Raw genomic sequence first — 13,327 nt, forward strand, 5'->3', positions numbered from 1 at the left:
GCAGCCACGGGAACTCAGCTGGTGTGTTCGCTGCAAATGCCTTCCAAGTTGACCCAGGGACAAAAGGCGCTGCTGAGATTCAGCCTGCATAACAGCGGCCCGGAAGCCGTGAACGTGCTGGTGTGGGCCACGCCGCTGGAACCCAGGCCCTGGATGGGACCCTATGTCAAGGTGACGCATAACGGCCAAGCCTTGCGCTACCGCGGCGCCACTGTCAAACGGGGCGACCCCGAAGCTGCGGCTTACCTTCAGCTAGACGCGGGCCAAACGCGCTTGGCGGAGGTCGACCTGGCACTGGCTTTTGACCTGTCGCAAGCCGGCCGATATCACCTTACACCACAGCTTGTCATTCACGACCTTGCTCCCATCGCAGAAGCCCCGCCGCGGCCGCGTGAACGTCATGTTCGCGTGCCGCTGGACTGCAACAGCCTGGACTTTGATCTGCAGCGCTGACCCCGATGTCTCGCCAGGACCGCCGTTCTGCGGTCGATGTACGCGGTAGAGCCTCTTGAACCGCGAGGCCTGATTACCCTTCAGACCGATCGCTGACGCCTGCGATATGCGCAGCACATGTTTGGTATTGGGGTACGGCATCAGCACGGCTCGCCCCGCAAAAGACAGTATTGCAGCGGCTAGTGCCTATTCCCAAGGGCTGGTGTGGGTACTTTGCAGCCACACCAAGCCCTGCAATTCATCCAAGCAAAACTTGGCGCAAGCCGGCCCGTCTCACCCGAGCGGCGTCACCGTCACCTTCACCTGCAACTGCTGCGCGCCGCCGCCCAGCACGATGCCGCGCATCGGCGTCACGTCGCTGAAATCTCGCCCCCAGCCCAAGGTGATGTGCTCGCCCTGCACCAGGCAGCGGTTGGTCGGGTCGAAGTCGATCCAGCCATGTACGGGGCAGAACACCGAAACCCAGGCATGTGAGGCATCGGCGCCAACCAAGCGCGGCTGGCCGGGCTTGGGGTGGGTGAGGATGTAGCCGCTCAAATAGCGGGCCGGCAGGCCCAGGCTGCGCAGGCAGCCAATCATCAGCTGGGCAAAGTCTTGGCAGACACCGCGGCGGCCGCTCAAGACCTGCTCCAGCGGGGTGGAGATTTCGGTGGCGGCGGGGTCGAACTTGAAGTCGGCAAAGATGCGCTGGGTCAGGTCCAGCGCGGCCTCCAGTATCGGCCTGCCCGGGCGAAAGCTGGGGCGTGCATACAGCTCCAGCGCAGCGCTCAGCTCGACATGCGGTGAGGCGTAGAGATAACGCGTTGCTTCCAGGGTGTCGGGGGACTGCGCGCGTTGCACCAGCTCACGTACCGATTCCCAGGGCTTGGAGCCTTGCAGCTCCGCCATGCTCGGCCGCTTGCTCAAGCTCACGACCGATTCGGCATGCACGTTGAGCGTCATGTGAGGCGCCATCAGAGTCAATCGCCGCGTCGGGTTGCCAAAGTAGTCGCGGCCCTCGCTGGTTTCATGCTCGGTTGGGCGCACCAGAATCCGGTGTGACTCGGTGCTTTGCAGTGCAAAGCTGCGCGGCGTCAGATGCAGGTATTGCTGCGACAAGGTGACCTGGCTTTGATAGCGGTACTCGGTCTCGTGCTCGACCCGGTATTTGATGCTGGCGGCCTTCATCGCTGGGCCGCCTTCTCGCCGGTGTAGCTGAAGAACTGCACGCTGATCAGCTCGGACATGGCCTCGCTGGCGCGCCGTATGCGCAGCAGCAATTGCGTCAGGCGCGCATTGCCGCGGTAAAGGTCGGTGGCCGGCGCCAGCGCCAATAGCTCGGCGCGCACGGCCTGCATTTCGGCCTCACCGCAGCCGCCCGCCGCCAGTGCCATCTTGTCCATTCCCTTGGTGATGCCGTCGAGCTGGAACAAGATGGAGCGCGGGTTGCTGGCGTCCAGCAACAAGAGATCCAGCACTGGCAGCCACTCGGGCTGAGCCCGGTAGCGAGAGCGGTAGGTGACGATGCTGTCGGCCAACTCCAGCAGCCAGTCCAGCTCGCCGTCGGCGTCCATGCTGAGCGCGCTCTGCAAGACCTGGCACTGATACTGCAAGCGCTCCAAGCGTCGGCCCAGCGACAAAAAGCGCCAGCCCAGGTCGCGGTTCATGCCGTCCAGGGCAAAGCCGGCCATCGTCATCGAGGCGGCGGCCGCATCGTCGAGCAGGGTCATCGCATCTGCTTGCGACAAGTGCTTGCCTTCGGCCGGCGCTTGCTGCTGCAGCATGCGGTTGAGGGCGCGCCAGTTGTCGATCGAGAGCCGCTCACGTAACTGGCTGGCGCTGCGGTAAAGCTGCTGTTGCTGGCGTGCCAAGCCCGGCACCTCGGGCGACACCACGGCCAGCAGCAAGGCTTGTTCGACCTGCGCGTCGCTCAGTGATGCGTTGAGCTGCGCACGCTCGGCGCTGTCTTTGGGTGGCTGCTTGCCGTCGAGTAAGTGATGCTGCGCGCACAGCGCCTTGACCGTGGGCCATCCGGCGCCTTGGTTGGCGGGGCGCAGATTGAATAGGAAGTTCAGGCTGACGCGCAGCAGGCGCGCGATATTGTCGCAACGCTCGGCATTGCGGCCGAACCAAAACAGGTTCTCGGCCGCGCGGCTCGACACATGGGTGTCGTCGCGCACCAGATCGGCCACGGTGGTGGTGCGCGATAGCGGCCGGTGCGCATCGACCAAGGGCAACTCGCGCGCCTGCACCCAGGTGTCTTTGCTGCCGCCGCCGCGCTGCAGCGTGATCACGCGCACATCGGGGCCGGTGGCCACACGTGTCAGGCCGCCAGGCATCACCACATAGCCGGTTGGCGTGGCGCAGGCATAAACGCGCAAGCCCATTGCGCTGGCGGTCAATGCACCATGGGCACCTGCACGTGAGCCATGTCCTTGCTGTTTGGACATATCGGCGCGCCAGACCGGCGCCTGCGACAAATGCACCAGCTCCTGCGCCACATAGTTGGCCGGGTGGGCGCGCAGCTTGGCGATAAAGGCCGCCCGCTCGGCGCCCTTCAGGTCCTGGCCGAAGACGGTGAACTGGCGGCTTTGCGGAAAGGCGGGCTTGATCACCAAGCGGTCCAGCTTGGCAATCACCTGGGCCAGCGCTGCCGGCTCGCCGCACCACCAAGTTGCCACCGAAGGCATCTTCAAGGGCGCGCCCAGCACGCGCTGCGACAGCGCCGGCAAAAAGCCCAGCAAAGCGCCCGACTCCAGCAGATTGGAACCCAGGCTGTTGGCGATCAAGACATTGCCCAGCCGCGCCGCTTCAATCAGGCCGGGGATGCCTAGACTGGAGTCGGCGCGCAGCTCCAGCGGGTCGCAGTAGTCATCGTCGACCCGGCGCATGATCACATGCACCCGCTTCATGCCCGACAGGGTCTTGTGCCAGACCATGCCATTGCGCACGGTCAGATCCGAGCCCTCCACCAGCGGCAGACCCAGGTGGCGCGCCATATAGGCTTGCTCGTAATAGGTTTCGTTATAAGGGCCGGGTGTCAGCAAAACGATCAGCGGCGGCTCGCCGGCGCGCAGCGGCGTGCTGCCGCTGTTGGCGCATTGGTGGCCCCAGTAGCTGAGGCTGTCGCGCATCTTGTCGAAGAAGCCGGTCAAGGGGCGCACATTCAGGTCGCGCATCAGATCGGGGAAGGTGCGGCCAATCACAGCCCGGTTCTCCAGCGCATAACCGCTGCCGGACGGCGCTTGTGTGCGGTCCGCCACCACCCACCAGCGGCCGCTTGGAGCACGCGCCAGGTCCACTGCGTAGAAGTGCAGGGCAATGCCGTCGCGATGCCGCATGCCGTGACAGGGGCGTAGGAAGCCGGCATGACCGTGGATCAAGGCCGGCGGCAGCTGACCCTGCTGCAGCAGCAGTTGCGGGCCGTAGACGTCCAGCAGAATTTGATTCAGCAGTGTGGCGCGCTGTGTCACGGCAGCCTCGATCTCGGCCCACTCGTTGTGCGGCAGGATCAGCGGCAGCACGTTCAAGTCCCATGGGCGGCCGGCGCCGCGTGTGTCGGCGTAGACGTTGTAGGTGACGCCGTTTTCGCGCACCTGGCGCTGTACCGCCTCGTCGCGCTCGCGCATCACGCCCGGCGCTTCGCGCGCCAGCGCCGTCAGCAGCGCGCGCCAATGCGGGCGCGGCTGACCATCGGCGCCCAGCATTTCGTCAAAGCGGTCGGTGGCGGCCGGGTAGCCGGCAAGGAGTCGAGAGGGCACGGTGTGGCGAGCAGGTTCGCGGGGGACTACAGGGCCGTGATTATCTCTGCGCGCGTGGCCGCCACGTTCACAGCGGCTGCCAGCGCAGATCCAGCGTCATCGGGAAGCTCGGATTGAACGGCTCCTTGAACACCGTCATCGGCCCCGGCGTGTGGCCATGTGGCCAGAAGCGCGCGAAGCGCCTCGCCTCGGCCGCATTGGCATTGACGGGTGAATGTTCCTCGCTGCGACCGCCCGGATGGACGACGTGATAAGTGCAGCCGCCGATCGCGCGGCCGCTCCAGGTGTCGACCAGATCAAAGGTCAAGGGCGCTTGCACGCCAATCGTCGGGTGCAGCGCTGACCAAGGGCTCCAGGCGCGGAAGCGCACGGCCGCCACATATTCGCCCGGGACACCGGTCGGATGCAGCGGCAACATGCGGCCGTTGCAGGCAATCACATGACGGCCATCGGTGAGGCCGCGCACCAAGAGCTGCATGCGCTCGACCGAGGAGTCGACATAACGCGCTGTGCCACCGGCGGCCATCTCTTCGCCCAGCACATTCCAGGGTTCGATCGCCTGCCTGAGTTCCAGCTCCACGCCCTCGTAGACGACGGTGCCGAAACGCGGGAAACGGAACTCGATGAAGGGGTCGAACCAATGGTCCTCAAAGGCATAGCCGGCCGCGCGCAGATCGCGTGCCACATCGCGGATGTCTTGCGCGACGAAGTGCGGCAGCATCCAGCGGTCATGCAAGGCCGTGCCCCAATGCACCAGCTTGGCCTGGTAGGGCTGCTGCCAGAAGCGTGCCACCAAGGCGCGCAGCAGCAGCATCTGCAACAAGCTCATGCGCTCATGCGGCGGCATCTCGAAGGCCCGGAACTCGACCAAGCCCAGGCGCCCGGTGGGGCCGTCGGGTGAGTAGAGCTTGTCGATCGAAAACTCCGAGCGATGCGTGTTGCCGGTCAGATCGACCAACAAATTACGCAAGAGGCGATCAACCATCCAGGGCTTGTCGCCCGGCATCATGCCCGGCAAGACCCGGTCCATCTGCTGGAAGGCGATCGCCAGCTCATACAGATTGTCATCGCGCGCCTCGTCCACGCGCGGCGCCTGGCTGGTCGGGCCGATGAAGGTGCCGGAGAACAGATAGGACAGGGCCGGATGGTTCTGCCAATAGGTGATCAGGCTCTTGAGAAGATCGGGGCGGCGCAGCATCGGGCTGTCTTCGGCGGTGGCGCCGCCAAGCGTCGCGTGGTTGCCGCCGCCGGTGCCGGTGTGGCGGCCGTCGACCATGAATTTCTCGGTGCCCAGGCGGCTCAGCCGCGCCTCTTCATAGAGCGTGCCCATGGTGTAGACCAGCTCGCTCCAGCTCGCCGACGGATGCACATTGACCTCGATCACGCCGGGGTCCGGCGTCACGCTGAGCAGCTTGATGCGGGGGTCGCGCGGCGGGCCATAGCCTTCGATCCAGAGCTTCAGCTGCAATTTGGCAGCAGTCGCTTCGACGATCTGCACCAAGGCCAGATAGTCTTCGATGCGTTTGATCGGCGGCATGAAGACGTACAAGCGCCCGGCCCGCACCTGCACGCACAGGGCAGTGTGGATGACGTCGCGCGGCGCCGGGGTGGCGTTGTGCTGGCCGGCTAAAGGATGCGGCGTTGGCTCGGATTCGGCACTGGTCGAGCGGCCCAGGGTGGCACGCGCCAGCCGTTTGGCCGCCGCCAGCGCTGCGCGTGGGCCCCGCTGAGTTTCGCGGTCAGCGTGGGTCAGCTTGACGTCCAGCGTCGCCTTGGCTTCCAGCAGCGCGCTGCGCTCGGCAAAGGGGTCGAGATCGAATTCGGCCTCTTGCTCGTCCGGCAAGACCCAGGGCAGCGAGTTCAGCGGCAGGCGCAGACCCAATGGGGAGTCGCCGTCGATTAGGTAGAGATGCTCGCGCTTGAGCGGCCAGGCCGAGCTGCGCCAGCTGCTGCTCAGGCTCACGCCGGGCTCAAACGGTGTCGGCGCCAGTGGCAGCACATAGCCCACAACTTCGCCCAGGCCCTTGTCCAGCAAGCGGGCCAGACGGCGGCGCTGCTCGGAGTCGCTCAGATCAGCGAACAGCGGGTTCAAATTGCTCGGCAGACCCTCTTCGATCTGCGCCTGCTGGCGCACGTCTTCATAGGCGGGAATGGCGCTGGCGGCGGGCAGATGCAGACCCTCCAGCAGCGCGGCCATAAAGCGTTCGGCTTCGGCCTTGCCATAGCCGTCATTGCTGCCTTCTGCCGAGAACAGCGAGGCGTCGCGCCACATGGGCTGGCCGTCGACCCGCCAATAGATATTCAGCGCCCAGCGCGGCAGCGGCTCGCCCGGGTACCACTTGCCCTGGCCGTAGTGCAACATGCCGCCGGGGGCGAAATGCTTCTTGAGCCGCAGCATCAGCTGGCCGGCCAGCTCGCGCTTGTGCTCGCCATGCGCCTCGGTATTCCATTGCGCGCCGTCCATATCGTCGATGGACACAAAGGTCGGCTCGCCGCCTTGAGTGAGGCGCACATCATTGCGCTTGAGGTCGGCGTCGACCTGCTGGCCCAGGCGGTCTATGGCCTGCCAGTCGGCATCGGAATAGGGCTTGGTGACGCGCGGATCTTCATGGATGCGGGTCACCGTCATCTCATGCACGAAAGTGACCTCGGCTTTGTCGGTGAAGCCGCTGACCGGAGCGGCCGACGAGGGCAGGGCGGTGCAGGCGAGCGGGATATGACCTTCGCTGGCCAGCATGCCCGAGGTTGGGTCCAGGCCAATCCAGCCGGCCCCGGGGATGTAAACCTCGGTCCAGGCATGCAGATCGGTGAAATCAACCGCCGTGCCGCTGGGGCCGTCGAGCGAGGCTTGATCGGGCTTGAGCTGGATCAGATAGCCGGACACAAAACGCGCGGCCAGGCCCAAGGAGCGCAGGATCTGCACCAGCAGCCAGGCGCTATCGCGGCATGAGCCTGAGGCTTTTTGCAGCGTTTCCTCGGGCGTTTGAATGCCCGGCTCCATGCGCAGCAAATAGCCGATGCGGACCTGCACGCGCTGGTTCAGATAGACCAGAAAGTCATTCGTCGGCAGCGAGCTGCTGAGCATTTCGCTGCGCACCGCCGCGATCCAATCTTTGAGCATTGGCCCCGGCGGGTCGACCTGCAGATAGGGCCCTAACTCCGCCGCCAGTTGGGCCGGGTAGGCAAAGGGGAAGCGCTCGGCGTACTTTTCGACAAAGAAGTCAAACGGGTTGATCACCGTCATATCGGCGACCAGATCGACGGTGAAGCTGAGCTCTTCGGCCTTCTCGGGGAACACAAAGCGGCCGATGTAATTGCCGTAGGGGTCTTGCTGCCAGTTGATGAAATGCTCGGCCGGCTCCACCGTCAATGAGTACGACAGGATGGGCGTGCGCGCATGCGGCGCCGGCCGCAGCCTCACCTCATGCGGCGAGAGCGCTACGGCGCGGTCATAGCGGTAGCTGGTGCGGTGGTGCAGTGCGACGCGGATAGCCATGTGTGCCTCAGTGCTTAGACCGACGGATTCAAAAAGTCGCGACTGATGCCAAGGCCCAGCTTGCCGACGCGGTCCAGAAACTGGCTCAGGAAAACATGCAAGCCGGGTTGCAGGATTTCATCGATGCTGGCGAATTCCAGGTCGGCATGGATGCGACCGGCCAGGCGCAGCGTCTCGCCGGACTGATTGTTGGCCACCCGCTTCAAGTTGCTGAGCAGGCGCGCCATGCAATGCGCCAATGAGCGCGGCATATCGGGCCGCAGAATCAGCAGCTCGGCCACCTTGTCGGGCGTGATCACATTGCTATAGACCTTGCGGTAGACCTCAAAGGCCGAGACCGATCGCAACACCGCAGACCAATGGTAGAAGTCGCGCGCGCCAGGTCCCGAAGGCTCAGGCTTGGATTCCAGTGCGTGGAACTTGACGTCCAGCAGCCGGGCGGTGTTGTCGGCTCGCTCCAGGAAGGAGCCTATGCGCAGGAAGTTAAAGGCTTCATCCTGCAGCATCGTGCCCACCGTGACGCCGCGCGACAGATGCGAGCGGAACTTGACCCATTCACACAAGGCGGCCGGGTCTTGCGACAGCAAGCCGTCGGCGATCATTCGTTTGAACTCCAGCCAGGTCTGGTTGGTGGTTTCCCAAACCTCAGTGGTCAGCGTGCCGCGCACCGCACGGGCGTTCTCGCGCGCCTCACGCAGGCAGCTCAGAATCGACGAGGGGTTGCGCTCGTCGCTGACCATGAAATGCTTGACCCGCTCGCTGTTGATCTCGCCCCAGCGCGCCTGATACGGCCCGGTCAACTCCGAGATCGATAGCAGGCTGCGCCAGCCCTGCTCAGCGGCGGCGGCCGACTGCGGCAACAAGGAGGTCTGGTAGTTGACGTCCAGCATTCGAGCCGTATTCTCCGCTCGCTCCATGTAGCGAGAGAGCCAAAACAGATGATCGGCGGTTCTTGACAGCATTGTTCGTATTCCTTCAGAACCGATTAGTCTTCCAACACCCAGGTGTCCTTGGTGCCGCCACCTTGGCTGCTGTTGACCACCAGCGAGCCCTCCTTCAGCGCCACGCGCGTCAGCCCACCCGGCACGATCTGCACCTTCTCCCCGGACAGCACAAAGGGCCGCAGGTCGATATGGCGCGGCGCGATGCCGGCCTCGACAAAGGTCGGGCAGGTCGACAGGCTCAGCGTCGGCTGGGCGATGTAATTGCTCGGATTGGCCAGCAGACAAGCGCGGAAGTCCTCAATCTCCTGCTTGGTGGCGGCCGGGCCGACCAACATGCCGTAGCCGCCCGCACCATGCACCTCCTTCACCACCAGGTCGGCTAGGTTGTCCAGCACATACTTCAGGTCATCGGCCTCGCGGCAGACATGCGTGGGCACATTGTTCAGGATTGGTTTCTCGCCCAGATAAAACTCGATCATCTTGGGCACATAGGGGTAGATGGACTTGTCGTCCGCGATGCCCGTGCCTATGCCATTGGCCAGATTCACATTGCCAGCCTTGTAGGCCTCGACCAGGCCTGCGCAACCTAATGTCGAATCCTTGCGGAACACCTTGGGGTCGAGGAAGTCGTCGTCCAGGCGGCGGTAGATCACATCCACACGCTTGGGCCCCCGCGTGGTGCGCATATAGACGATGTTCTCCTTGACGAACAAGTCCTTGCCCTCGACCAGCTCGACACCCATTTGTTGGGCTAAGAAGGCATGCTCGAAATAGGCCGAGTTGTACATGCCCGGCGTCAGCACCACCACGGTCGGCTCGCTCTTGACGTTCATGCTGTGAGGGCCGACGCTGCGCAGCGTTTCCAACAGCAGATCGGGGTAATGGGCGACCGGCGCGATGCGGTGCTGCGAGAACAGATCGGGGAACAGCCGCATCATCATCTTGCGGTTTTCCAGCATATAGCTGACGCCGCTGGGCACGCGTAGATTGTCTTCCAGCACGTAGTAGCTGCCGCTGCCGTCGGGGTTGGCGGCGCGCACGATGTCGATGCCGGCAATCTGGGAATAGATATTCAGCGGCACATCCACGCCCATCATCTCGGGGCGGAACTGCGCATTGTTGAGGATGGGCCCTTCGGGCACGATGCCGGCGCGGATGATGTCTTGACCGTGATAAACATCGTGAATGAAGCGGTTCAAGGCGGTCACGCGTTGGCGCAGGCCGGCCTCCATCTCGCGCCATTCATCAGCGGGAATGACGCGCGGGATCACGTCAAAGGGAATCAAGCGCTCGGTGCCTTCGCCGCTGTCCTTGTCGCCATAGACGGCGAAAGTGATGCCGACGCGGCGAAAGATCACTTCCGCTTCTTCGCGGCGCAAGCGCATGGTCTCTTCGGCTTGACCGGCCAGCCAGCGTTCGAAGGTTTGGTAATGCGTGCGGGCGCTTGGGCCGGGGAACTCAAAAGCACCGGGTGCGCCATTGAAGTGCATTTCGTCGAAGCTGGATTTCATTCATGCTCTCCTTGTCTTTAACGTGTGAGCAATATCCGGGCCATGTGCTGGGCGGTGCTGATTGGTGCGTGCGGTTTTGGCGCTAGCTCAATATCGGGCGTTTGTGCACCAGCATGGTCGCACGCGCCGCACCAAGCTGGTGTCCGCTGTGGCTTCGTCCGGGGGCAATTTGCGCAGCGCGGGAAAGTGCGTCCTGACAAGGGCGCGCCCTAGCCCCATAATGGCTCCCCGCAGCGCCATATCGGCTGACGGTTGCCTTTTGAGCCCGCGCTGGCCCCGCCCAAAACGGAGCCTCCCCATGCTCAGATTCCAATACACCGTTGAGTTGAGCTACGAGATTGACGCACCGGGCTGCGATTTCATTTTCAACCTGCATGCCGCGCAGACACCGCAGCAGACCGTGCTCAGCGAGTCGCTCAGCAATAGCCAAGGTGTCAACTCCGTCCTCTACGTTGACGCGCTGAGCCAGACTCGTTTTTTGCGCCTGCAGGCGCAGGCCGGCCAGCTGACAATGAACTACAGCGCCAGCGTCGATCTGGATCATGTGCAAACGCCGACCGATCAGCTGACCGAGTTGGCCGTTGCCGATCTGCCCGGCGCCGTCTTGCCCTATGTCTACCCTAGCCGCTATTGCGAGTCGGACCGCTTGTACCGGCTGGCGGCGCAGGAGTTTGGTCAGCTGCCCAAGGGCTACGGCCGGGTGCTGGCGATCCGTGACTGGGTGCAGGCGCGCACGAGCTTTCAGGCCAACTCATCCACCGGCACCACCACGGCGGTGGACACCCTGGTGGACCGCGCCGGTGTTTGCCGCGATTTCGCTCATCTGATGATTGCTCTGTGCCGGGCCTTGAATATGCCGGCTCGCTTTGTCACCGGCATCGACTACGGCTTGGACTTGAGCCTGCGCGCGCAGGACTTTCACGCCTATGTGGAGGTCTATCTGGGTCAGCGTTGGTACTTGTTTGATCCCTCGGGCGTGGCCATCCCGATGGCCTTGATCCGCATCGGCACCGGCCATGACGCGGCCGATACTGCCTTCGCCACCATCTTCGGCGGCGTGCGCGGCGCTTCGCCGGTCATTCACATCGAGGCCATCGCCAACGCCCAGGGTCAGGTGGTGCTGCCCGAGCATGTGACGCAGGGCTTGTCGACGGCGGCTTGAGTGCCCTGCGCAGGCGCAGAGCCTTGGCGATTGACGGGGTTCTCAGTGCATGCCCGCGCCGACCTGTTCGCGCCAAGTGCTCGGCGCAGCCCCGGTCCAGCGCCGGAACGCGCGCGTGAAGCTGGAAATCTCGGCAAAACCGAGGATGAAAGCGACGTCTTGCACGTCCTGCTCGGGGTCGCGCAAGAGGTTCTGTGCCAGCTCCAGCCGGGTCTGTTGCAGCAGCTCGGCGAAACCGAATTGCTCCTCCTCCAGCCGGCGCTGCAAGGTGCGCTCGGTCATATGCATGCGCGCCGCGACCGCCGCGCGTGACACATGGCCCGAGGGCAGCATATTCAGCAGATGAGCGCGTACCCGGTGGTGAATCGCACCGCTATCGAGTTCGGACAGCGTGGCCGCCAAGATCTTCTCGGCGTTCAAGGCCATGCCGGGGTGGCCGCCGGGCAGCGGCGCATCGAGTTGGGCGGCCGTGAAGGCCACCGCCGTGCAATCCGCATCCGGTTCGACCCTGCAGCCCAGGCTGGTGGCCAGCAAGTCGGTGCCGGCGTTGCGCCCATGGGCCACACGCACGGCTGCGGGCGTGAAGGACTGGCCGCTGGCGCCGGCATAGGCATGACGGCACATGGCGCCGACAACACCGGCCCAGGTGTCATGCGTCAGCGCCAGCACGCCGGGGCTGGCGTGGTATTGCAGCCAGGTCAAGGCCTGCTCGCCTTCGCCTTCGATGCACACGCGTAACACGGCAATCGAGCTGACCAGATCGTAATAACGCACCAGCCGCCGGGTCGCCTCGCGCAAGCTGGTGCTGGCCAGCCAGGCCACGCCCAGCAGCCCCAGCGCGCGCAAATTGAACTGCCCGGCGATCTCAACCGCCAGGCCCGGGTCATGGGCGCAGGCGGCATCGGCTAAACGCCAGAACTGGATGGTGTCGCGTTGACTGATGCGGCTGCGCTGGTCCAGCAACTGCTGCGGGCTGATGTTGGCGCGCTGCAGCAAGGCGTTGGCGTCCAGCCCGCGCAGCAGCAAGGTCTGATGCAAGGGCAGCAATAGACCGCTTGCGACGCCGTCGCGTTGTCGACTGGGTTTGTTCACGCTGGGGCAACTCCTTCACTGACGGTGCAAGCCGCGGTCAAAACAGTAACGGCTATCTTAGCCGGCTTGCCGGAGCGGGATGGTCGGTGAACGATTGTCCCGAATTGTCAAACCGATGGCCGCGCCAGACATGGGGGAAACCCTGATCTCTTCTTAGCATCCTTCCTATGGTCGCCGCACTGAAGTGGCCACCACAGCCACTCAGGAGATGCCATGTTCGACCCCGGCCCCAAGTCACCTAAAAACCCCGCAGTGCAGGGCTTTCATATGCCCGCCGACGCCCGTATCGACACGGTTCTGGCGCTGCTCAATCAGCGCCCCGAGTTTGCGCGCGCGGGCGCCGAATGCGTGTTTGCCAGGGATGAGATTGCGGCGCTGTTGAAACTGTCGGGCGACCCCTGGACGGCGGCGATGCTGGCCGAGTTGGCGAACGCGCGCTGGCAAGCGCAAGCCGTGGCCGAGAGCACACGCTACGAAAAAGTGGTGCTCAGCTTGCTCGGCACCGAGCGCAAGCGTGAGCAGACCCTGCGCCTGATGCGGCGTGCGGTGAACCGGCCGATCGAGCTGGCGATGCTGCAGGCGCAAGAACTGCTCAGCCGAATTCAGGCCGACAAAATGCCCTTGACCGAGGCAGCCCGCCGGCAGATGGACGAAGATTTGTTGAGTCTGCAAAGCGCTTGGCTGCTCTATAGCGACCGCTTGTTGTCAGCCTATATGCAGCTGCGTGACGGCCCGGTGTCTGAGCCCAAGCCGTCCAGCCAGGCGCTTACCAATCCGCTCAGCACGCCTGCCGCTGTCTCTGCGGCGCCCAGTATTGCGATGCCCAGTGTTGCGACGCAGTCCCAAGCACAGGACATCGCCGCGCCTTCGGTCACACCGAGGCGACGCCATACCGACTGCTTGCCGACGCTGCACTGAGGGCGATATGC

At 64.2% G+C, this 13,327-nt stretch carries 9 protein-coding genes; 3 read left to right on the forward strand and 6 right to left on the reverse strand.

From position 1 onward, the window contains the following. The first annotated feature begins 48 nt into the window (after positions 1 to 48). Positions 49 to 453, forward strand: a complete 405-nt coding sequence (locus PRZ03_RS12085) for a hypothetical protein (RefSeq protein WP_273600510.1) — start codon at positions 49 to 51, stop codon at positions 451 to 453. Between the two features lie 273 nt (positions 454 to 726). Here PRZ03_RS12085 and PRZ03_RS12090 read toward each other — a convergent pair whose 3' ends face one another. From PRZ03_RS12090 to PRZ03_RS12110, 5 genes are all read right to left on the reverse strand, one after another. Further along, complete coding sequence (locus PRZ03_RS12090; protein WP_273600511.1) at positions 727 to 1,620, reverse strand: transglutaminase family protein; 894 nt, start codon at positions 1,618 to 1,620, stop codon at positions 727 to 729. Next, complete coding sequence (locus PRZ03_RS12095) at positions 1,617 to 4,193, reverse strand: circularly permuted type 2 ATP-grasp protein (protein ID WP_273600512.1); 2,577 nt, start codon at positions 4,191 to 4,193, stop codon at positions 1,617 to 1,619. The genes PRZ03_RS12090 and PRZ03_RS12095 overlap by 4 nt, the downstream gene beginning before the upstream one ends. Positions 4,194 to 4,260: 67 nt before the next feature. Further along, positions 4,261 to 7,689, reverse strand: coding sequence for a transglutaminase family protein (locus tag PRZ03_RS12100; protein ID WP_273600513.1), 3,429 nt, complete (start codon positions 7,687 to 7,689; stop codon positions 4,261 to 4,263). Between the two features lie 14 nt (positions 7,690 to 7,703). Further along, positions 7,704 to 8,651 carry an alpha-E domain-containing protein gene (locus PRZ03_RS12105; RefSeq protein WP_273600514.1) on the reverse strand — a complete coding sequence of 316 codons (948 nt, stop codon included), beginning with the start codon at positions 8,649 to 8,651 and terminating at the stop codon, positions 7,704 to 7,706. A gap of 23 nt (positions 8,652 to 8,674) precedes the next feature. Beyond that, on the reverse strand, positions 8,675 to 10,144 hold the full coding sequence (locus tag PRZ03_RS12110; protein ID WP_263532597.1) for a circularly permuted type 2 ATP-grasp protein: 1,470 nt from the start codon (positions 10,142 to 10,144) through the stop codon (positions 8,675 to 8,677). Positions 10,145 to 10,442: 298 nt separating this feature from the next. Between PRZ03_RS12110 and PRZ03_RS12115 the strand changes: the two genes are divergently transcribed. Beyond that, positions 10,443 to 11,306 (forward strand): transglutaminase-like domain-containing protein, encoded by an 864-nt coding sequence (locus tag PRZ03_RS12115; RefSeq protein WP_263532596.1) that lies wholly within the window; start codon positions 10,443 to 10,445, stop codon positions 11,304 to 11,306. 42 nt (positions 11,307 to 11,348) lie between these two features. On the opposite strand, the gene PRZ03_RS12120 is transcribed toward PRZ03_RS12115, so the two are convergent. Then, positions 11,349 to 12,398 carry an AraC family transcriptional regulator gene (locus tag PRZ03_RS12120; RefSeq protein WP_273600515.1) on the reverse strand — a complete coding sequence of 350 codons (1,050 nt, stop codon included), beginning with the start codon at positions 12,396 to 12,398 and terminating at the stop codon, positions 11,349 to 11,351. Between the two features lie 213 nt (positions 12,399 to 12,611). Between PRZ03_RS12120 and PRZ03_RS12125 the strand changes: the two genes are divergently transcribed. Next, complete coding sequence (locus PRZ03_RS12125; RefSeq protein WP_273600516.1) at positions 12,612 to 13,316, forward strand: hypothetical protein; 705 nt, start codon at positions 12,612 to 12,614, stop codon at positions 13,314 to 13,316. The last annotated feature ends 11 nt before the right edge of the window (positions 13,317 to 13,327 follow it).

It is taken from the genome of Roseateles albus (assembly GCF_028595345.1).
Classification (GTDB): Bacteria; Pseudomonadota; Gammaproteobacteria; order Burkholderiales; family Burkholderiaceae_C; genus Paucibacter_A; species Paucibacter_A albus.

Excerpts from the sequence above, each read along its gene's own strand:
- PRZ03_RS12110 (WP_263532597.1), bottom strand. The coding sequence starts at position 10,144 with ATGAAATCCAGCTTCGACGAAATGCACTTCAATGGCGCACCCGGTGCT.
- PRZ03_RS12115 (WP_263532596.1), top strand. The coding sequence starts at position 10,443 with ATGCTCAGATTCCAATACACCGTTGAGTTGAGCTACGAGATTGACGCA.
- PRZ03_RS12125 (WP_273600516.1), top strand. The coding sequence starts at position 12,612 with ATGTTCGACCCCGGCCCCAAGTCACCTAAAAACCCCGCAGTGCAGGGC.
- PRZ03_RS12105 (WP_273600514.1), bottom strand. The coding sequence starts at position 8,651 with ATGCTGTCAAGAACCGCCGATCATCTGTTTTGGCTCTCTCGCTACATG.
- PRZ03_RS12100 (WP_273600513.1), bottom strand. The coding sequence starts at position 7,689 with ATGGCTATCCGCGTCGCACTGCACCACCGCACCAGCTACCGCTATGAC.
- PRZ03_RS12090 (WP_273600511.1), bottom strand. The coding sequence starts at position 1,620 with ATGAAGGCCGCCAGCATCAAATACCGGGTCGAGCACGAGACCGAGTAC.